The sequence below is a fragment of the Klebsiella sp. C360 genome, assembly GCF_048822415.1.
Taxonomy (GTDB): Bacteria; Pseudomonadota; Gammaproteobacteria; order Enterobacterales; family Enterobacteriaceae; genus Klebsiella; species Klebsiella quasipneumoniae.
Genome location: NZ_JBMEZZ010000025.1, coordinates 1 through 18,947 on the forward strand (window position 1 = coordinate 1; position 18,947 = coordinate 18,947).

At 62.9% G+C, this 18,947-nt stretch carries 19 protein-coding genes; 16 read left to right on the top strand and 3 right to left on the bottom strand.

Annotated elements, in window-relative coordinates; translation table 11 throughout:
* The first annotated feature begins 290 nt into the window (after window positions 1–290).
* Entirely contained in the window at window positions 291–1,412 is a 1,122-nt protein-coding gene (locus tag ACOI7D_RS27000) for a cupin domain-containing protein (protein ID WP_109546689.1), read from the top strand.
* A gap of 53 nt (window positions 1,413–1,465) precedes the next feature.
* On the opposite strand, the gene ACOI7D_RS27005 is transcribed toward ACOI7D_RS27000, so the two are convergent.
* The gene (locus ACOI7D_RS27005) at window positions 1,466–2,908 is read right to left on the bottom strand and encodes a Cu(+)/Ag(+) sensor histidine kinase (protein ID WP_109546690.1); all 1,443 of its coding nucleotides are present in this window, start codon (window positions 2,906–2,908) and stop codon (window positions 1,466–1,468) included.
* Window positions 2,898–3,581 carry a copper response regulator transcription factor CusR gene (gene cusR / locus ACOI7D_RS27010; RefSeq protein ID WP_004206716.1) on the bottom strand — a complete coding sequence of 228 codons (684 nt, stop codon included), beginning with the start codon at window positions 3,579–3,581 and terminating at the stop codon, window positions 2,898–2,900. Before cusR ends, ACOI7D_RS27005 begins: the two co-directional genes overlap by 11 nt.
* Window positions 3,582–3,753: 172 nt before the next feature.
* Here cusR and ACOI7D_RS27015 point away from each other — a divergent pair, with 172 nt between their 5' ends.
* From ACOI7D_RS27015 to ACOI7D_RS27035, 5 genes are all read left to right on the top strand, one after another.
* Entirely contained in the window at window positions 3,754–5,139 is a 1,386-nt protein-coding gene (locus ACOI7D_RS27015; RefSeq protein ID WP_109547571.1) for an efflux transporter outer membrane subunit, read from the top strand.
* Between the two features lie 17 nt (window positions 5,140–5,156).
* Window positions 5,157–5,501: a cation efflux system protein CusF gene (gene cusF / locus ACOI7D_RS27020; RefSeq protein ID WP_023291814.1), complete on the top strand. Its 345-nt coding sequence runs from the start codon at window positions 5,157–5,159 to the stop codon at window positions 5,499–5,501.
* Between the two features lie 44 nt (window positions 5,502–5,545).
* Entirely contained in the window at window positions 5,546–6,817 is a 1,272-nt protein-coding gene (locus tag ACOI7D_RS27025; RefSeq protein ID WP_109546691.1) for an efflux RND transporter periplasmic adaptor subunit, read from the top strand.
* Between the two features lie 11 nt (window positions 6,818–6,828).
* Entirely contained in the window at window positions 6,829–9,978 is a 3,150-nt protein-coding gene (locus tag ACOI7D_RS27030) for a CusA/CzcA family heavy metal efflux RND transporter (protein ID WP_109546692.1), read from the top strand.
* A gap of 72 nt (window positions 9,979–10,050) precedes the next feature.
* A complete protein-coding gene (locus tag ACOI7D_RS27035; RefSeq protein WP_023291811.1) occupies window positions 10,051–10,398 on the top strand; it encodes a DUF1294 domain-containing protein in 348 nt (115 codons plus the stop codon).
* Between the two features lie 9 nt (window positions 10,399–10,407).
* Here the strand turns inward: ACOI7D_RS27035 and ACOI7D_RS27040 are convergent, their stop codons facing one another.
* Window positions 10,408–10,941: a lipocalin family protein gene (locus tag ACOI7D_RS27040; protein WP_002887259.1), complete on the bottom strand. Its 534-nt coding sequence runs from the start codon at window positions 10,939–10,941 to the stop codon at window positions 10,408–10,410.
* Between the two features lie 116 nt (window positions 10,942–11,057).
* Here ACOI7D_RS27040 and ACOI7D_RS27045 point away from each other — a divergent pair, with 116 nt between their 5' ends.
* From ACOI7D_RS27045 to ACOI7D_RS27090, 10 genes are all read left to right on the top strand, one after another.
* Entirely contained in the window at window positions 11,058–11,786 is a 729-nt protein-coding gene (locus ACOI7D_RS27045) for a MerR family transcriptional regulator (protein WP_002887258.1), read from the top strand.
* A 230-nt stretch (window positions 11,787–12,016) separates the two neighbouring features.
* Window positions 12,017–12,451 (top strand): nuclear transport factor 2 family protein, encoded by a 435-nt coding sequence (locus tag ACOI7D_RS27050; RefSeq protein WP_044525258.1) that lies wholly within the window; start codon window positions 12,017–12,019, stop codon window positions 12,449–12,451.
* Window positions 12,448–13,167: an SDR family NAD(P)-dependent oxidoreductase gene (locus ACOI7D_RS27055; RefSeq protein ID WP_109546693.1), complete on the top strand. Its 720-nt coding sequence runs from the start codon at window positions 12,448–12,450 to the stop codon at window positions 13,165–13,167. Before ACOI7D_RS27050 ends, ACOI7D_RS27055 begins: the two co-directional genes overlap by 4 nt.
* Window positions 13,164–14,423: an NAD(P)/FAD-dependent oxidoreductase gene (locus ACOI7D_RS27060; RefSeq protein ID WP_109546694.1), complete on the top strand. Its 1,260-nt coding sequence runs from the start codon at window positions 13,164–13,166 to the stop codon at window positions 14,421–14,423. The genes ACOI7D_RS27055 and ACOI7D_RS27060 overlap by 4 nt, the downstream gene beginning before the upstream one ends.
* 1 nt (window position 14,424) lies before the next feature.
* On the top strand, window positions 14,425–15,147 hold the full coding sequence (locus ACOI7D_RS27065) for a DUF1365 domain-containing protein (RefSeq protein WP_004888758.1): 723 nt from the start codon (window positions 14,425–14,427) through the stop codon (window positions 15,145–15,147).
* Entirely contained in the window at window positions 15,144–16,364 is a 1,221-nt protein-coding gene (locus ACOI7D_RS27070) for an SAM-dependent methyltransferase (RefSeq protein ID WP_109546695.1), read from the top strand. The genes ACOI7D_RS27065 and ACOI7D_RS27070 overlap by 4 nt, the downstream gene beginning before the upstream one ends.
* Window positions 16,361–16,846 (top strand): DUF2878 domain-containing protein, encoded by a 486-nt coding sequence (locus ACOI7D_RS27075; protein WP_109546696.1) that lies wholly within the window; start codon window positions 16,361–16,363, stop codon window positions 16,844–16,846. Before ACOI7D_RS27070 ends, ACOI7D_RS27075 begins: the two co-directional genes overlap by 4 nt.
* Window positions 16,843–17,367: a hypothetical protein gene (locus ACOI7D_RS27080; protein ID WP_109546697.1), complete on the top strand. Its 525-nt coding sequence runs from the start codon at window positions 16,843–16,845 to the stop codon at window positions 17,365–17,367. Before ACOI7D_RS27075 ends, ACOI7D_RS27080 begins: the two co-directional genes overlap by 4 nt.
* Window positions 17,364–17,915 (top strand): DUF3833 domain-containing protein, encoded by a 552-nt coding sequence (locus ACOI7D_RS27085; RefSeq protein WP_109546698.1) that lies wholly within the window; start codon window positions 17,364–17,366, stop codon window positions 17,913–17,915. Before ACOI7D_RS27080 ends, ACOI7D_RS27085 begins: the two co-directional genes overlap by 4 nt.
* Window positions 17,912–18,871 (top strand): YbgA family protein, encoded by a 960-nt coding sequence (locus ACOI7D_RS27090; RefSeq protein WP_004206730.1) that lies wholly within the window; start codon window positions 17,912–17,914, stop codon window positions 18,869–18,871. The genes ACOI7D_RS27085 and ACOI7D_RS27090 overlap by 4 nt, the downstream gene beginning before the upstream one ends.
* Window positions 18,872–18,947: the final 76 nt, after the last annotated feature.

An 18,947-nucleotide genomic window follows, 5' to 3' on the forward strand; every position in this document is an offset into this window, starting at 1 on the left:
GTTCGCCGGAAGTAGCAAGGGTTAAAATAGAAAAATCTTATCGACCGCTCATTATTTGAACTTTTCGCTTATTCCTCTTCCTACCATTAAAGCCGTCATCCCAGTGTTCATGCGGCCTGCAGCGTAGTTAACTCGAAAATCGGTTTTTGGCAAAAATGTGATTTTTCTCTCTTACCCAACGCCATTATCGCGCCGATGGTGAATTAAGCGCCACTCTTGACCCACGACAAAGCGCCCGCCCAGCCCCCGTTTCTATAATCAGGCCCGTTTCTTCTTACTGGTAATAATCGATGGCTTATCAACTCAACATTAACTGGCCCGAGTTTTTAGAGAAATACTGGCAAAAGCAGCCGGTGGTTTTAAAAAACGCGTTTCCGGACTTCGTCGACCCGATTACCCCGGACGAGCTGGCCGGGTTAGCCATGGAGCCGGAAGTCGACAGCCGGCTGGTCAGTCTGGCCAACGGTAAATGGCAGGCCAGCAATGGACCTTTTGAACATTTCGATGGCCTGAGCGAGACCGGCTGGTCGCTGCTGGCCCAGGCGGTAAACCACTGGCATATGCCGGCCGCCGAGCTGGTGCGACCGTTCCGCGTACTGCCGGACTGGCGTCTGGACGACCTGATGATCTCCTTCTCCGTCCCCGGCGGCGGCGTCGGGCCGCATATCGATCAGTATGACGTCTTTATTATTCAGGGCATGGGCAGCCGCCGCTGGCGCGTGGGCGATAAGCTGCCGATGCGTCAGTTCTGCCCGCATCCCGCGCTGCTGCACGTCGACCCGTTCCCGCCGATTATTGATGAGGATCTGCAGCCGGGCGATATCCTCTATATTCCGCCGGGATTCCCGCACGATGGTATCACCCACGAAACCGCGCTGAACTACTCCGTGGGTTTCCGCGGGCCCAACGGGCGCGACCTGATCAGCAGCTTCGCCGACTATGTGCTGGAGAACGATCTCGGCGGCGAGCACTACAGCGATCCGGACCTCACCTGTCGCGAGCATCCGGGCCGGGTTGAAGAGTATGAACTCGAACGTCTGCGCAGCATGATGATCGACATGATTCGCCAGCCGGAAGACTTCAAGCAGTGGTTCGGCAGTTTCGTCACCACCCCGCGTCACGAGCTGGATATTGCGCCGGCGGAACCGGCATATGAAGAAGAGGAAGTGGTCGATGCGCTGCTGGGCGGCGAAAAGCTCTCCCGCCTGAGCGGCCTGCGCGTTCTGCATATCGGCGACAGCTTCTTCGTGCATAGCGAACAACTGGACACCACCGATGCCGAAGCGCTGGATGCGCTGTGCCGCTATACCTCATTAGGCCAGGAGGAGCTCGGCAGCGGCCTGCAAAACCCGGCTTTTGTGAGCGAACTGACGCGCCTGATTAATCAAGGCTACTGGTACTTCGAAGAGTAAGCCGCGGTACGATTACGGGCAGCCGCCTGGCGCTGCCCGCTGGCTATCAGCCGTTATTGCGCCTGTTTCGGCAGCACCACAATAAACCGCGTCGAGCGCAGATCGGACTGCGCCGCCACGCTGCCGTGGTGGGCGCTGACGATGGATTTCACAATCGCCAGGCCGATGCCGCTGCCCTCCCCTTTGCGCTGGCGCGAGGGGTCGACGCGATAGAAACGGTCAAACAGCCGCGGCAGATGTTCGGCGGCAATCGGCGTACCGGGGTTCTCCACCACCAGGCGGATCGTCTCCGCGCTTTCGCTCAGCGCGATCGTCACCGCCTGGCCAGCCGGGGTGTAGCGGATCGCGTTCGACAGCAAGTTGCTGATCGCCCGCCGCAGCATCAACGGATCGCCCGTCACCCGGCAGGGGCTGCCGTCAAAGCGCAGCGCTACCGCTTTCTCTTCCGCCCACGCCTCGAAAAACTCAAACACCTTATGCACCTCCTCAGCCAGATCCAGTTCCCGCTGTTCGGGGATCAGCTGGTTGTTATCGGCCTGGGCGAGGAACAGCATATCGCTGACCATCCGCGACATGCGCGAGAACTCTTCGAGATTGGAGTAGAGCACCTCTTCCAGCTCCGGCTGGCTGCGGCTCTGGCTTAAGGCGATTTCGGTTTGCGTCACCAGGTTGGTGATCGGCGTGCGGATCTCATGGGCGATATCGGCGGAGAAGTTCGACTGGCGGGTAAAAACATCCTCCATTCGCTCCAGCATATGGTTAAAGGACAGCGCCAGCCGCTCCAGTTCGATAGGCACCGCCTGCGGGTCGAGGCGCACGTCGAGATCCCGCGAGGTAATATTCTGGATCTGCCGGCTGATCTGGCGGATAGGCTTATGCCCCTGATAGACCACAAACAGCACGATGGCGATGATCAGCAGGCTGATTATCGACGCGGCGGAAATCAGCTTCGCTTTCAGCTCATTAATATAGTGCAGGTGAAAATCGATAGATAAGGCCATCAGCAGATGGTACGCCGGTTTGCCGTCCGCCTGCTTGCCCAGCGGCAGCATGATCAGCCGCCAGGCGCGGGTCTCCATTTGATGATTATCGTGCGCCATTGTCCGCGGCTGCGGGTCGGTCCATGAAATCACATTCCCGTCGCGCAGCTGCATCGCCAGGCCCGGCGTACTCAGCATATGGCTCAGCTCCGGCCCGTTGGGCGACTGGAACAGAATATTGCCCTGCCCATCGTCCAGGCAGATAAAGACGTTGGCGTAACCCGCAATGATATTCTTCACGATCTCCAGCCGCCGCGCCTGCGGGTAGTCAGCGTGGTCGAGGACCGTCTCCAGGGTGGAGCTGAGCTGCCTGAGATCGTGAACGTCGCGCTCTTCAAAATGCGCCTTCACCGAATGGATCATGATCCAGGTGAAGGCAAAGAAGGCGATGATGGTGGCGAGGCTAATAAAGAAACTCAGCCGGGTGGCCAGGGAAAAGGGGCGCTTAGCGACCATCCGGCACCTCAAGCATATAGCCGACGCCGCGCACAGTCTGGATCAGCTTCGGCTCGAAGTCGTTATCGATTTTGGCGCGCAGCCGCTTCACCGCCACATCTATCGCGTTGGTATCGCTGTCGAAATTCATATCCCACACCTGCGAGGCAATCAGCGAACGCGGCAGCACCTCGCCCTGATGGCGCAGGAAGAACTCCAGCAGAGTGAACTCCTTGCTGGTCAGGGTGATGCGGGTGGCGCCGCGCGTCACCTTACGGCTGACCAGATCGACGCTGAGATCCGCCGCCTGAAACTGGCTTTCGACAATGACCGCCGCCCCGCGACGCAGCAGCGTCCGCACCCGCGCCAGCAGTTCCGCAAAGGCGAACGGCTTCACCAGATAGTCGTCGGCGCCCAGCTCCAGCCCCTTCACCCGATGCTCAATGGTGCCCAACGCGGTAAGCAGCAGGATCGGCATGCCTTTCCCGGCGGCGCGCAGCATGCGCACGATATCCCAGCCGTTCACGTCCGGCAGCATGATGTCGAGGATCAGCAGATCATAGTCGCCGGTCATCGCCAGGTGATAGCCGTTAAGGCCGTTATCGGCCAGGTCGACGACGAAGCCAGCCTCGGTAAGCCCTTTGGTCAGGTACTCCCCGGTTTTCTTCTCATCTTCGACAATCAAAATCTTCACCGCCGGCTCCTTCACGCGCGTTCTGTGCGGGTATTCAATTTTAGAGGAGCGCCTCCGGATAGCAATGAAATATCAGGAAAATGACAGCTTTGTCATTTTCCTGTCACGTCCTGAACAGAGGCCGCTACGTAAAGTAGCCGCCATGGATAAATCGTCGAAAACGTCTGCCGCCATGCGCCCAATAACGCTTCTTACCCTCAGCGTGATACTCGCCTTAACCGGCTGTGTCTCGCTCGCTCCGGACTACCAGCGCCCCGCCGCGCCGGTACCGCAGCAGTTCTCTCTCAGCCAGAACAAGCTGGTTCCCGCTACCGCGAGCTATCAGGAGACCGGCTGGCGAACCTTTTTCGTCGACCCGCAGGTGAAAAGCCTGATAGGCACCGCGCTGACCAACAACCGCGATCTGCGGATGGCGACGCTGAAAGTGCAGGAAGCCCGTGCCCAGTATCGAGTGACCGATGCCGACCGCTACCCGCAATTGAACGGTGACGGCAGCACCACCTACGGCGGCAAGCTTAAAGGCGACACCACCACCAACAGCGATTACGCCGCCGGGCTGAATCTCAACTATGACCTCGACTTCTTTGGCCGGCTGAAAAACCTCAGCGAGGCCGACCGGGAGAACTTCTTCGCCAGCGAAGAGGCACGGCGCGCAGTGCATATCCTGCTGATTGCTAACGTTTCACAAAGCTACTTCAACCAGCGGCTGGCGGCAGCGCAGCTGCAGGTGGCCAACGACACCCTGCAAAACTATCAGCAGTCTTACGCGTTCGTTGAAAAACAGCTGCTGACCGGCAGCACCACCGTCCTGGCGCTGGAGCAGGCGCGGGGGATGATCGAGAGCACCCGCGCCGAGATCGCCAGGCGGCAGGGCCAGCTGGCGCAGGCTAATAACGCTCTGCAGCTGTTGCTCGGTAGTTATCAACATCTGCCGGACGATAGCGCCAGCAGCGCCGTCGATCTGCAAGGCGTAACCCTGCCGCCGTCGCTCTCTTCAGCGATCCTGCTGCAGCGGCCGGATATTTTAGAGGCCGAACACAGCCTGCGGGCGGCCAACGCCAACATCGGCGCCGCGCGGGCGGCCTTCTTCCCGTCGATCACCCTGACCAGCTCGCTCTCCGGCAGCAGCAGCGAGCTCGCCAGCCTGTTTAACGCCGGCAGCGCGATGTGGAACTTCATCCCCAAAATCGACATTCCGATTTTCAACGCCGGGCGCAATCAGGCCAACCTCGATCTGGCGGAGATCCGCCAGCAGCAGCAGGTGGTCAACTACGAGCAAAAAATTCAGTCCGCTTTTAAGGAAGTCGCCGACGCGCTGGCCCTGCGCCAAAGCCAGGCCGATCAGATCGCCGCCCAGGAGCGCTATCTCGCTTCACTCAATATCACCCTGCAGCGCGCCACCGCGCTCTATCGCCACGGCGCGGTCAGCTACATCGAAGTGCTGAGCGCCCAGCGCGACATTTTCACCACCCGACAAACCCTGCTGGAACTCAACTATTCCCGTCAGGCAAATGAAATCACCCTGTTCACCGCCCTCGGCGGCGGCTGGATGGAATAACCCGAGGAGTCTTGATTATGAATTCACTGTCTAAAGTCGCCCTGTTCACTCTGATTTCTGGCGCGGTGTTCGCCGCCCAGGCCGCCGACCCGCACGCCGGCATGGCGATGCACGAACAGCCCGCCGCCGCGCAGACGCAAAGCATCAGCGGCAAAGGGGTCATTAAAGCCATTGATATGGATAGCAAAAAAATCACCATTGCCCACGAAGCCATCCCGGCGGTGAACTGGCCGCCGATGACCATGCGCTTCACCATCACCCCGCAGACCCAGCTCAACAATGTGAAGGACGGCGACAGCGTGGACTTCACCTTCGTTCAGCAGGGCAATCTGTCGCTGTTACAGGATATCCGCGCCCACTAATGGCCCGGCGACGGTAGGCTCCTCAACAACTGAATGGACGACACATGGCATCCCTGACACTGAAAAACACGGCGCTGATCCTCGGCAGCATGGCGTTCGGCGGCGCGCTCACCGCAGCGCTGTATACCCGGATGGCGCTGCCCCTCGACGCTACCGCCGCCGCCCCGGCGGCCGAGCAGCAGCGAAAAGTGCTGTTCTGGTACGACCCGATGTACCCGAACACCCGCTTTGATAAACCGGGTAAATCGCCGTTTATGGATATGGACCTGGTGCCGAAATACGCCGATGAGGAGAGTGCCGCCGCCGGTGCGCCGGGGGTGCGTATCGACCCGACGCAGACCCAGAATCTCGGGGTGAAAACCGCCGCCGTCACCCGCGGGCCGCTGCGCTACGCCCAGACCTTCCCGGCCAACATCAGCTACAACGAGTACCAGTACGTGATTATGCAGGCGCGGGCGGCGGGCTTTATCAATAAAGTCTATCCCCTGACCGTCGGCGACAAAGTGCAACAAGGTACGCCGCTGCTGGAACTGACCATCCCGGACTGGGTGGAAGCGCAGAGCGAATACCTGCTATTGCAGGAGACCGGCGGCACCGCCACCCAGGTCGAGGGGATCCTCGAGCGGCTGCGTCTCGCCGGAATGCCGGACGACGATATCCGCCGCCTGAAAGCCACGCGCAAGATCCAGACCCGCTTCACCCTCAAGGCGCCCATCGACGGGGTGATCACCGCCTTCGATCTGCGCGCCGGAATGAACATCGCCAAAGATAACGTGGTGGCGAAAATTCAGGGCATGGACCCGGTGTGGGTCAGCGTGGCGGTCCCCGAGTCCATCGCCTGGCTGATTAAAGACGCCTCGCAGTTCCGCATTCAGGTTCCCGCCTGGCCGGACAAAACCTTCCGCATCAGCAAATGGACGATTCTCCCCAGCGTCGATAGCGCCACCCGCACCCTGCAGCTACGCCTGCAGGTGAACAACCCGGATGAAGCGCTGAAGCCGGGGATGAACGCCTATCTGCAGCTGATCAGTGACAGCGAACCGATGCTGCTGATCCCCTCCAAAGCGCTGATCGACAGCGGCAGCGAGCAGCGGGTGATCACCATGGATAACGAGGGCCGCTTCGTGCCGAAGCAGGTCCAGGTTTTCCATGAATCCAATGGCGTCACGGCCATTCGCAGCGGGCTGCAGGAGGGCGAGAAGGTGGTCGCCAGCGGCCTGTTCCTGATCGACTCGGAAGCCAATATCGCCGGCGCGCTGGAGCGCATGCGCGCGCAGGCCCCTGATGCCGCTGCCGCTGCCGCCCACGCGCACTGAGGAACGGAACAATGATTGAATGGATTATCCGCCGCTCGGTGGCCAACCGCTTCCTGGTGATGATGGGCGCGCTGTTTCTCAGCCTCTGGGGGACCTGGACCATCGTCCACACCCCGGTGGACGCCCTGCCGGATCTCTCCGACGTACAGGTGATCGTCAAAACCAGCTATCCGGGGCAGGCGCCGCAGATTGTCGAAAACCAGGTCACCTGGCCGCTAACCACCACCATGCTGTCGGTGCCCGGCGCCAGAACGGTGCGCGGCTTCTCGCAGTTTGGCGACTCTTATGTGTATGTGATTTTTGAAGACGGCACCGACCCTTACTGGGCGCGCTCGCGGGTGCTGGAGTATCTCAACCAGGTGCAGGGCAAACTGCCCGCCGGGGTCAGCGCCGAAATGGGCCCGGACGCCACCGGCGTCGGCTGGGTCTTCGAGTACGCGCTGGTCGACCGCAGCGGCAAGCACGATCTCGCCGAACTGCGCTCCCTGCAGGACTGGTTCTTAAAATATGAGCTGAAAACCATTCCTAACGTCTCGGAAGTGGCGTCGGTGGGCGGCGTGGTCAAGGAGTACCAGATAGTCGTCGACCCGATGAAGCTGACCCAGTACGGCATCAGCCTCGGCGAGGTCAAATCGGCGCTGGACGCCTCTAACCAGGAGGCGGGCGGCGCTTCGGTCGAACTGGCGGAAGCCGAATATATGGTGCGCGCCAGCGGCTATCTGCAGACCCTCGACGACTTCAAAAACATTGTACTGAAAACCGGCGATAACGGCGTGCCGGTCTATCTCGGCGACGTCGCGCGGGTGCAGGTCGGCCCGGAGATGCGCCGCGGCATTGCCGAACTGAACGGCGAAGGCGAAGTGGCCGGCGGCGTGGTGATCCTGCGCTCCGGCAAGAACGCCCGGGAAGCGATCTCGGCGGTCAAAGAAAAACTGGCGTCGCTGCAAAGCAGCCTGCCGGAAGGGGTTGAAGTGGTCACCACCTACGACCGCAGCCAGCTTATCGACCGCGCCATCGATAACCTCAGCCACAAGCTGCTGGAAGAGTTTATCGTCGTCGCCCTGGTCTGCGCCCTGTTCCTGTGGCACGTGCGCTCGGCGCTGGTGGCGATTATCTCCCTGCCGCTCGGCCTGTGCTTCGCCTTTATCATGATGCATTTCCAGGGGCTCAACGCCAACATCATGTCGCTGGGCGGGATCGCCATTGCGGTGGGGGCGATGGTCGATGCCGCCATCGTGATGATTGAGAACGCCCACAAACGGCTGGAGGAGTGGACGCATCAGCATCCGGGAGAGAAGCTCGGCAACGACAGGCGCTGGAAAATAATTACCGATGCCTCGGTGGAGGTTGGCCCGGCGCTGTTTATCAGCCTGCTGATCATCACCCTGTCGTTTATCCCCATTTTCACCCTCGAAGGCCAGGAGGGCAAACTGTTCGGCCCGCTGGCCTTCACCAAAACCTGGTCGATGGCCGGAGCGGCGCTGCTGGCGATCATGGTGATCCCGATCCTGATGGGCTTCTGGATCCGCGGCAGGATCCCGGCGGAGAGCAGCAACCCGCTGAACCGCTTTTTGATCCGCATTTACCATCCGCTGCTGCTGAAGGTCCTGCACTGGCCGAAGACCACCCTGCTGATCGCGCTCCTGTCGATCCTGACGGTTGTCTGGCCGCTTAACCGGGTCGGCGGCGAGTTTCTGCCGCAGATCAACGAGGGCGATCTGCTGTATATGCCGTCAACGCTGCCCGGGATCTCCGCCTCGCAGGCGGCGGATATGCTGCAGAAGACCGACAAGCTGATCATGACGGTGCCGGAGGTGGCGCGGGTGTTCGGCAAAACGGGTAAGGCAGACACCGCTACCGACTCAGCGCCGCTGGAGATGGTGGAGACCACCATTCAGCTTAAACCGCAGGATCAATGGCGGCCGGGGATGACCATGGGGAAGATCGTCGACGAACTGGACAAGACCGTGCGCCTGCCGGGGCTGGCGAACCTGTGGGTGCCGCCGATCCGCAACCGCATCGACATGCTCTCCACCGGCATCAAGAGCCCGATCGGCATTAAAGTTTCCGGCACTAACCTGGCCGATATCGACGCCATCGCCGGGCAAATTGAGGGGGTGGCGCGCAGCGTGCCGGGCGTGACCTCGGCGTTAGCCGAGCGGCTGGTGGGCGGGCGCTACCTCGACATTGATATTCAGCGTGAGAAGGCGGCCCGCTACGGGATGACCGTCGGCGACGTGCAGCTGTTCGTCTCGTCCGCTATCGGCGGGGCGATGGTCGGCGAAACGGTGGAGGGGGTCGAGCGCTATCCGATCAACATCCGCTATCCGCAGAGCTACCGCGACAGCCCGCAGACCCTGCGCCAGCTGCCGATCCTCACCCCGCTGAAGCAGCAGATCGTCCTCGGCGACGTCGCCGAGGTGAAGGTGGTCAGCGGGCCATCGATGCTGAAGACCGAGAACGCCCGCCCCACCAGCTGGATCTACATCGACGCCCGCGACCGCGACATGGTGTCAGTGGTGCACGATCTGCAGCAGGCCATCGGCAAGGAGGTGAAGCTGAAGCCGGGCATCAGCGTGTCGTATTCCGGGCAGTTTGAGCTGCTGGAGCGCGCCAATCAGAAGCTGAAGCTGATGGTGCCGATGACGCTGATGATTATCTTTGTGTTGCTGTACCTGGCGTTCCGCCGCGTCGGCGAGGCGCTGCTGATCATCGCCAGCGTGCCGTTCGCCCTTGTGGGCGGGATCTGGTTCCTCTACTGGATGGGCTTCCATCTGTCGGTGGCCACCGGCACCGGCTTTATCGCCCTGGCCGGGGTGGCCGCGGAGTTTGGCGTGGTGATGCTGATGTACCTGCGCCACGCCATCGAGGCGGAGCCGGCGCTGGAGAACCCGCAGACCTTCAGCGCCGGGAAGCTCGACGAGGCGCTGTATCAGGGGGCAGTACTGCGCGTGCGGCCGAAGGCGATGACCGTGGCGGTGATTATCGCCGGCCTGCTGCCGATTTTGTGGGGCACCGGCGCCGGGTCGGAGGTGATGAGCCGCATCGCCGCGCCGATGATTGGCGGAATGATCACCGCCCCGCTGCTGTCGCTGTTTATTATTCCGGCGGCGTATAAGCTGATGTGGCTGTCCCGGCATCGGGGCAAGCGCGGCCGCTAGCCCACCGCGTTTACGCCGGTCCGGGAAATTGGCTATAGTGGCGCCATTCTTCTGGCCGGCGTGAACGTCCCTATGAATCTGAACCTGGTATGTTATTCCCTGCTGCTGCTTACCGCTGTGGGCAGCGCCCTGCTCCCCTACCCGCTGGCGATGTGGTTTTTACTGAGCAGCCTTCTGACATGGCTTATCTATGGCGCCGACAAGCTGGCGGCGCGCAAAGCCTGGCGACGGGTGCCGGAAACCACGCTGCTGGTGCTCGGCCTGGCGGGAGGCTGGCCGGGGGCGATCCTCGGTCAGCAGTGTTTTCGCCATAAAACGCAAAAGCAGCCCTTCCGGACGTGGTTTTTCATCAGCGTGGCGCTGAACGTGGCGGCGCTGGCCGGGCTGTACCTCGTTTATACCCACCTGCTCAGCCGCTAAGGGGCGAGGCTAGCGCGGCGTCTGGCGGATCCACACCAGTCGATCGACGTCAAAGCCCAGTTCGCGCGCGGTATTCAGGTAATCCTGCTTCACCGCCGCCGGAATGGTGGGGGTACGCGACAGGATCCACAGATAGTCGCGGTTGGGGCCGCTGACCAGCGCATACTGGTAGTCGTCGTCCAGACGGATCACGTTATAGCCGCCATAGAACGGCCCGAAGAACGACACCTTCAGCGCCGCGGTGGTGGGGGCGCCGGTGAAATAGGCTTTCCCGTCGCTCTCATTCCAGCGTTTTTTGACCGGGTCATAACCGCGATTGACGACGCTGATCCCCCCGTCGCTGCGGGCGCCGTAGGTGGCGGTCACCTGCTCCAGGCCTCGCTCGAAGCGATTCTCCAGGCGGGCGACCTCATACCATTTCCCGAGATAACGGCTGGCGTCAAACCCGCTAATCGGCTGAACGCCCTTCGGCGGGGTGGGCGATTTGCAGGCCACCAGGGTCAACGCGATAGCGACGCCAGTGACAACAGGCCATAGCTTCATGAGAACTCCTTTCATTTACGCGGTTGGGAAAAGTGTAGTGCAAAGCCGCTACACTTCACGCCAGCCGACGTGATTCGTAGTATATTGAGAATATTCTTTGTTAACAGGTGGCCTCCATGCCTTACTCCATCGGCGAATTTGCCCGACTTTGCGGGATAAATGCGACCACGCTTCGCGCCTGGCAGCGCCGCTATGGCCTGCTCAAGCCGCTGCGCACCGATGGTGGACACCGTCTGTACAGCGATGACGACGTCCAGCAGGCGCTTAAAATCCTCGACTGGGTGAAAAAAGGGGTGCCGGTCAGCCAGGTGAAGCCCCTGCTGTCGCGCCCCGGCGCGCGGCGCACCAACAACTGGCTGACGCTGCAGGAGACCATGCTGCAGCGGCTGAAAGAGGGAAAAATCGAGTCCCTGCGCCAGCTGATCTACGATGCCGGCCGCGAATATCCGCGCCAGGAGCTGGTGACCGAGGTGCTGCGTCCGCTGCGCAGCCAGGTCTCCGCCAACGTGCCGGCCATCATGACCCTGCGCGAAATCCTCGACGGCATTATCATCGCCTACACCTCGTTTTGCCTCGAAGGCGACAAGAAGGCGCCCGGGGACAACTTTCTGATCACCGGCTGGCACCTGACCGACGCCTGCGAAATCTGGCTTGAAGCGCTCAAACGCACCGGCCAGGGCCATCGCATCGACGTCCTGCCGGTGCCTCCCGCCGCGCTGGCGCCGGAGATTTTCCCCCAGCGCAACTGGCTGCTGGTCACCAGCGGCAAACTCTCCGCCGCTCGTCAGAGGCAGGTCGAACTCTGGCAGCAGCAGGTCGTCTCCCTCGAGGTGATCCCGCTCTAACCCCCGGTTTTCACTTACTCCACTCTCTGTTCCGCCTGCGCCCGGCGGCGCGGCGGGCGCACGTTTGCCCTTCGTGCAACCCGCGATTTTCATCCTTTAAAAAACCAATCATAACAACCTGATTTTAAACATAAATAAAATATATTTTTTCACAAACTTGGACAAATAATTTTATTTGTGTAAGTTTTAAGTATGCCATTACGCCACCGTGTTTAGCCAGGATGTGATCCATGAGCACCACGCCGTCCGTCATTCGTCGTTTCGTTGAGTACTACGCCGGGCTGGATGCGCAGCCGCCCACGGCGCTGGCCGCGCTGTACCATCCGGACGCGACGCTGAGCGATCCTTTTGGTCAGCACCAGGGACTGTTTGCCATCCAGCGCTACTTTACCCATCTGCTGGCCAACGTGGAGCAGTGCCGGTTCACCATCGACGCGCCGCTCTGCGACGGTCAGCGGTTCGCCGTAACCTGGACCATGCACTGGTCGCATCCGCGTATTGCCGGCGGAGAAACCCTGGCCCTGCCGGGCTGCTCGGTGGTGGACATCGCCGGGGAGCAGATCCTCCATCAACGCGACTACTACGACGCCGGGGAGATGATCTACGAGCATCTTCCCCTGCTGGGCTGGGCGGTACGCGGCGTGAAGCGGAGGGTGCGCTCATGATGACGGTGCTTATCACCGGCGCCAGCTCCGGGATCGGCGCCGGCCTGGCGAAATCCTTCGCGGCGGATGGCCACCTGGTCATCGCCTGCGGGCGCGATGCTTCGCGCCTGACGGCGCTGCAGCAGTTCAGCCCCAACATCAGCGTACGCCTGTTCGATATGACAGACAGGGACGCCTGTCGCCAGGCGCTGACGGGCTGTTTTGCCGACCTGATCATTCTCTGCGCCGGCACCTGCGAATACCTCGACCACGGGCAGGTGGATGCCGCCCTCGTGGAGCGGGTGATGGCCACCAACTTCCTCGGGCCGGTGAACTGCCTGGCGGCGCTGCAGACGCAGCTGGAAGCAGGCGATCGGGTGGTGCTGGTCAGCTCCATGGCGCACTGGCTGCCCTTCCCGCGCGCGGAAGCCTATGGCGCCTCTAAGGCGGCGCTGACCTGGTTTGCCAATAGCCTGCGTCTGGACTGGGAGCCGAAAGGGGTCGCCGTCACGGTGGTCTCTCCGGGCTTCGTCGACACCCCGCTGACGCGCAAAAACGACTTTGCCATGCCCGGCCAGGTGAGCGTCGATCGGGCGGTGGCGGCGATCCGCCACGGCCTGGCGAAGGGCAAAAACCACATCGCCTTCCCCACCGGTTTCAGCCTGGCCCTGCGGCTGCTGGCCAGCCTGCCGTCAGGTATGCAGCGCCTGCTGTTGCGCAGGATGGTGCGCTCATGAACATCGCCATCATCGGCAGCGGCATCGCCGGGCTGACCTGCGCCTGGCGGCTGGCCGGACACCATCAGGTGACGCTGTTCGAAGCGGGCGCCACGCCGGGCGGCCACACCGCCACCGTGGATGTCGCCACGCCGCAGGGCACCTGGGCCATCGATACCGGATTTATCGTCTACAACGATCGCACCTATCCGCGCTTTATGGGCCTGCTCAGCGAGCTGGGGATCGACGGGCAAAAAACGCAGATGAGCTTCTCGGTCCACAACCCGGCCAGCGGCCTGGAGTACAACGGCCACAGCCTGACCTCGCTCTTCGCCCAGCGACGCAATCTGCTGAAGCCGGCCTTCTGGGGGCTGCTGAGCGAGATCGTCCGCTTCAACCGGCTGGCAAAACTGGCGCTGACCGAGGCGCTGGATCCGGGGGCGACGCTGGAGAGCTTCCTCGCCCGCCACCGCTTCAGCCCCTTCTTCGCCCGCCACTATATCCTGCCGATGGGGGCGGCCATCTGGTCGTCGTCGCTGCAGGAGATGCGCCGCTTCCCGCTGCCGCTGTTTTTGCGCTTCTTTGAACACCACGGCCTGCTGGACATTCGCGATCGCCCGCAGTGGTACGTAGTGCCCGGCGGTTCCCGGGAATACGTTCGCGCCCTGCTCGCCAGGCTCGGCGACCGCCTGGACCTGCGGCTCAACGCGCCGGTGCAGCAGGTGGAGCGCCACCCGACAGGGGTTACCCTGCGGCTGGCGTCCGGGGAGGCGCATTTTGACCAGGTGATCTTCGCCTGCCACTCCGCGCAGGCGCTGGCGATGCTGGCGGCGCCCACCGACGCCGAACGCGAAGTTCTCGGGGACATCGGCTGGCAGCGCAACGAGGTGGTGCTGCACAGCGATCCGCGCTGGCTGCCGGCGCGTCAGCGCGCCTGGGCCAGCTGGAACTATCGCCTGAGCGATGGGGATCGGGCCCGGGCCTGCGTCACCTACAACATGAATATTCTCCAGGGGCTGCCCGCGGGCGCGCCGCTGTTCTGCGTCACCCTGAACCCGGACGCGCCGGTGGACGAGCGCTACGTCTGGCAGCGCTTCGTCTATGAGCATCCGCTGTTTAACCCGCAAAGCTGGTCGGCCCAGCTGCGGCGCGACGAGATTAACGGCCAGCAGCGGAGCTGGTACTGCGGGGCCTACTGGTACAACGGCTTTCATGAGGACGGGGTGCGCAGCGCGCTCGACGTGGTGCAGGGCATCGCCGCGGCGGAGGGCAACTGAAATGAACAGCTGCCTCTATCAGGGCGTCCTGCGCCACCGTCGCCTGCAGCCGAAGGCGCACCACTTCGTCTACCGCCTGTTTATGGCCTGGCTCGACCTCGACGAACTGGACAGGCTGCCTGAGGCGGGCATCCGTCGCAACCGCCTGGCCGCCGCCGCCTGGTACGACGCCGATTATCCGCTGGGCGCGCCGCTGAAGGCTCAGGCACTGAACCGGCTGGAGAGCCTGACCGGCTGCCGCCCGGCGGGACGCGTGATGCTCCTGACCCAGCTGCGCTACTTCGGCTTCCATTTTAATCCGGTCAACTTTTACTACTGCTATGACGAGGCCGACACCCTGCGCTGGGTGCTGGCCGAAGTGCGCAACACGCCGTGGAATGAGCGTCATTACTACGCGGTGGACGGCCAGCAGGCGCGCCCGCTGGAGAAAGCCTTTCACGTTTCGCCGTTTAACCCGATGGACATGGTCTATCACTGGCGCTTCAACGCGCCCGGCAAAACGCTGCACATGCATATTGAAAACCATCAGGCCAGCAAGGTGTTCGACGCCACGCTGGCCCTGAGCCGCGTGCCGTTAACCCGCGCCAACCTGCGCGGGCTGCTGCTGCGTCTGCCGATGATGACCCTGAAAACCGTCCTCGCCATCTACTGGCAGGCGCTGCGGCTGTGGCTGAAGCGCGTGCCGCTGTACAACCATCCTGTCAGCAGGAGTGAACGCTCATGACCGATCCCGTCTTTGCGCTTGAACCCGATGTGCCGCGCAACGTGCGGCTCGCACGCTGGCTGCTCTTTCGTCTGTTGAGCGGCCTCCGCGAAGGCTCGCTCACCGTGCGCGAAGGGGCGCAGACTTTTCATTTTGGCGACCCCGCCGCCGCGCTGCGCGCCGAGGCGCGGGTCTGCACGCCGGAGGTGTACTGGCGTCTGCTGACCGGCGGCAGCCTGGCGGCGGCCGAGGCCTGGATGGACGGCGACTGGGAAAGCCACCAGCTGACGGCGCTGCTGCAGATCCTTGCGCGCAACGGCGAGGTGCTGGGGCGTCTGGAGCGCGGCTTTCGTCTGCTGGGCAAGCCCGTCGCCCGCCTGCGCCACTGGACCCGCCGCAACACCCGCGCTCAGGCGCGGGAGAACATCGCCGCCCACTACGACCTCGGCAACGAATTTTATGCCCACTTTCTGGATGACGACCTGCTCTACTCCAGCGCGCTGTTTGCCGACGACCAGCAGGATCTGACCCAGGCCCAGCGGGCCAAGATGGCGCGCCTGTGCGACCAGCTGGCGCTCACTCCCGGCGATCATCTGCTGGAGATTGGCACCGGCTGGGGGGCGCTGGCCGAGTACGCCGCCCGCCATTACGGCTGCCGGGTCACCACCACCACCCTCTCCCGGGAACAGCACCGCTGGGCTATCGAGCGCATGGCCCGCGCCGGGCTGCAGGATCGCGTCGAGGTGCTGCTCTGCGACTACCGCGATCTGGGCGGCGAGTACGACAAACTGGTGTCGGTGGAGATGATTGAAGCGGTTGGCCAGCGCTACCTGCCGGCCTTTTTCCGCACCTGTCAGGCGCGCCTGCGCCCGGGCGGCAAAATGGCCCTGCAGGCGATCACCATTCAGGATCAGCGCTATCGCGACTACAGCAAAAGCGTCGATTTTATCCAGCGCTACATCTTCCCGGGCGGCTTTTTGCCCAGCATCACGGCAATGAGCGAGCTGATGACCCGCCATACCGATTTTGTGGTGCGCAACCTGTTCGACATGGGCCCGGACTATGCCCGCACCCTGGCGCACTGGCGGCAACGTTTTACCCATGCCTGGCAGGATATTGAAAAGCTCGGCTTTGATGAGCGCTTCCGCCGGATGTGGCTCTACTACTTCGGCTACTGCGAAGCCGGATTTAACGCCCGCACCATCAGCGTGGTGCAGCTCACCGCGGAGCGGGTATGACACGCCCGGCGCAGCACCTGCTGATGGCCCTCGCGTTCGATGTTTACTGGACGCTGGTGGTGATGTTGCGCGAGCGCGGCCTGCTGATCTGGCTGACGCTGGCGCTGTTCGCCTGGCTGCGGTTGCCGGCGGCCAGTCGTCCGCCCGCTCTGCTGTTGGCTGCGGCGGGCTGCGGGCTGGACGCCTGCTGGGCGCTGGCGGGACTGATTGATTTTCCCGGCGACAGCCTGCAGCCCCTGTGGATGGTGGCCCTGTGGCTGATGTTCGCCGTCGTCTGGACCCGGCTGACCCGCACCACGACGCTTCCCGGCTGGGTGCTGGCCGCGGCGGCCACCGTCGGCGGCCCGGTGGCCTACCTGATCGGCGCTCGCCTCGGAGCCATGACCCTGCTGGAACCGACGGCGCTTGCCGTGGCCGCCATGGCCTGCGGCTGGCTGGTGCTCATGCTGTTGTTCCATCTGGGGATGGGGAGGCAAAAATGAGATTCTCCCTGTTACTGCTGTGGCTGAGCGCCCTCGCCCCTGCGGTCCACGCCGCCGACTGGCTGACGTGGCGCCGCGTCGGCGAGGCGACCCTCACCTGGGGGCCGTTCACCGTCTATCACTCACAGCTGCGCACGCCCAATGGCCGGTATGCCGGCCCGCAGCAGGATCGGGCGCTGATCATCACCTACCGGCGCGACATCGATCGCGAGGCGCTGGTGGAGGCCACCCGCGACCAGTGGCAGGCGCAGGGCATTCTGCAGCAGGAGCCGCGCAGCGAAGCCTGGCTGCGCATGCTGCAGGGGATCTGGCCGGACGTCGCGCCGGGCAGCCAGCTGGCGTTCGTGGTCAGCGGCGGCGAGGGGCAGTTCTGGTACCGCGCCAGCGCCGCGCAGACCGCCTTTACCCCGCTCGGCCCGCGCCAGTCGGCGGCGTTCAGCACCCGCTTTCTCGCCATCTGGCTCGATCCGCGCACCACTTATCCCGAACTGCGTCAGCAGTTGATCGGAGGTACACCATGAAACGCATTCTGACCCGTGGCCTGGCGCTGCTGATGCTGATGCTCGCCGGCTGCAGCACCGAGGTCACCGAGTACCGGCAGCAGCAGCCCGCCCTCGACATCTTCCACTATTTTCAGGGCCGAACCGAGGCGTGGGGGATGGTGCAGGATCGCAGCGGCAAACAGCTGCGCCGCTTCCATGTAGCGATCGATGGCGACGTCGTCGGCGACACCCTGACGCTCCATGAGCGCTTTGTCTATGACGATGGCGAGAAACAGCAGCGGGTGTGGCGCATTCGCCGCACCGGCGATAACCGTTATCAGGGCACCGCCGGGGATATCGAAGGCGTGGCCAGCGGCCAGGCGGCAGGCAATGCCTTTCACTGGCGCTACAGCATGAACGTCGAGGCCAGCGGCAGCCAGTGGCTGCTGCACTTTGACGACTGGATGTTCCTGCAGGACGGCAGCCATTTGTTTAACAAAACCGAGATGAAGAAATTCGGCATTACGGTGGCCACCGTGACCCTTTTCTTTACCCGAACCACAGCAGAAGAGAGGACAGCGCCATGAACACGCAACCTGTCATTGGGATCAGCGGATGTTTAACCGGCTCAGCCGTGCGATTCGACGGCGGGCATAAGCGTATGGGCTTTGTGATGGATGAGCTCGCGCAGTGGGTGGCGTTTAAGCCCGTCTGCCCGGAGATGGCGATCGGCCTGCCCGTTCCCCGCCCGGCGCTCCGGCTGGTGCAGACCCCGGTCGGGGAGATCCGCATGCGCTTCAGCCACGCCCCGCACGAGGATGTGACGGAGAAGATGGCCGATTTCGCCAACGCCCATCTGGCAACCCTGGGCGAGCTGTCGGGCTTTATCGTCTGCGCCAAATCGCCGAGCTGCGGGATGGAGCGCGTGCGGCTGTATGATGAAAAAGGCAATCGCGGGCGTAAGGAGGGCGTGGGGCTGTTTACCGGCGCCCTGATGGCGCGCTACCCGTGGCTGCCGGTGGAAGAGGATGGCCGGCTGCACGATCCGCTGCTGCGGGAGAATTTTGTCGAGCGCGTCTTCGCCCTGCATGAACTCAACGCCCTGCGCGCCCGCGGCCTGACCCGCCACGGCCTGCTGGCCTTTCACAGCCGCTACAAGCTGCAGCTGCTGGCTCACCACCAGGCGGGCTACCGCGAGATCGGCCCGTTCGTCGCCTCGCTGCATGAATGGGAGGATCTGGAGGCTTTCTTCGAGGTCTACCGCGAGAAGCTGATGGCGATCCTCAAGCGGCCCGCCTCGCGGAAAAACCACACCAACGTGCTGATGCATATTCAGGGTTATTTCCGCGACCAGCTGAACAGCCGCCAGCGCGGCGAGCTGCGGGAGGTGATCCTCAACTATCGCGCCGGGCTGCTGCCGATCCTCGCGCCGCTGACGCTGCTTAAGCACTATCTGGCCGAGTATCCGGATCGCTACCTGCAGGCGCAGAACTATTTTGACCCCTACCCGCAGGATCTTGCCCTGCGCCTGACGGTGAACTGAGGGAACCTGGGCCAGCTGCCCGGCGGCGCTGCGCTTGCGCGGGCCTACGGGTGGGTATCCCGCAGGCCTCCTCAGA

Coding starts and splice junctions, on each gene's coding strand:
- ACOI7D_RS27045 (WP_002887258.1), top strand. CDS start 11,058: ATGCCTTACTCCATCGGCGAATTTGCCCGACTTTGCGGGATAAATGCG.
- ACOI7D_RS27060 (WP_109546694.1), top strand. CDS start 13,164: ATGAACATCGCCATCATCGGCAGCGGCATCGCCGGGCTGACCTGCGCC.
- ACOI7D_RS27025 (WP_109546691.1), top strand. CDS start 5,546: ATGGCATCCCTGACACTGAAAAACACGGCGCTGATCCTCGGCAGCATG.
- cusF (WP_023291814.1), top strand. CDS start 5,157: ATGAATTCACTGTCTAAAGTCGCCCTGTTCACTCTGATTTCTGGCGCG.
- ACOI7D_RS27040 (WP_002887259.1), bottom strand. CDS start 10,941: ATGAAGCTATGGCCTGTTGTCACTGGCGTCGCTATCGCGTTGACCCTG.
- ACOI7D_RS27070 (WP_109546695.1), top strand. CDS start 15,144: ATGACCGATCCCGTCTTTGCGCTTGAACCCGATGTGCCGCGCAACGTG.
- ACOI7D_RS27050 (WP_044525258.1), top strand. CDS start 12,017: ATGAGCACCACGCCGTCCGTCATTCGTCGTTTCGTTGAGTACTACGCC.
- ACOI7D_RS27075 (WP_109546696.1), top strand. CDS start 16,361: ATGACACGCCCGGCGCAGCACCTGCTGATGGCCCTCGCGTTCGATGTT.
- ACOI7D_RS27085 (WP_109546698.1), top strand. CDS start 17,364: ATGAAACGCATTCTGACCCGTGGCCTGGCGCTGCTGATGCTGATGCTC.
- ACOI7D_RS27065 (WP_004888758.1), top strand. CDS start 14,425: ATGAACAGCTGCCTCTATCAGGGCGTCCTGCGCCACCGTCGCCTGCAG.
- ACOI7D_RS27000 (WP_109546689.1), top strand. CDS start 291: ATGGCTTATCAACTCAACATTAACTGGCCCGAGTTTTTAGAGAAATAC.
- ACOI7D_RS27030 (WP_109546692.1), top strand. CDS start 6,829: ATGATTGAATGGATTATCCGCCGCTCGGTGGCCAACCGCTTCCTGGTG.
- ACOI7D_RS27055 (WP_109546693.1), top strand. CDS start 12,448: ATGATGACGGTGCTTATCACCGGCGCCAGCTCCGGGATCGGCGCCGGC.
- ACOI7D_RS27005 (WP_109546690.1), bottom strand. CDS start 2,908: ATGGTCGCTAAGCGCCCCTTTTCCCTGGCCACCCGGCTGAGTTTCTTT.
- ACOI7D_RS27015 (WP_109547571.1), top strand. CDS start 3,754: ATGCGCCCAATAACGCTTCTTACCCTCAGCGTGATACTCGCCTTAACC.
- ACOI7D_RS27080 (WP_109546697.1), top strand. CDS start 16,843: ATGAGATTCTCCCTGTTACTGCTGTGGCTGAGCGCCCTCGCCCCTGCG.
- ACOI7D_RS27090 (WP_004206730.1), top strand. CDS start 17,912: ATGAACACGCAACCTGTCATTGGGATCAGCGGATGTTTAACCGGCTCA.
- ACOI7D_RS27035 (WP_023291811.1), top strand. CDS start 10,051: ATGAATCTGAACCTGGTATGTTATTCCCTGCTGCTGCTTACCGCTGTG.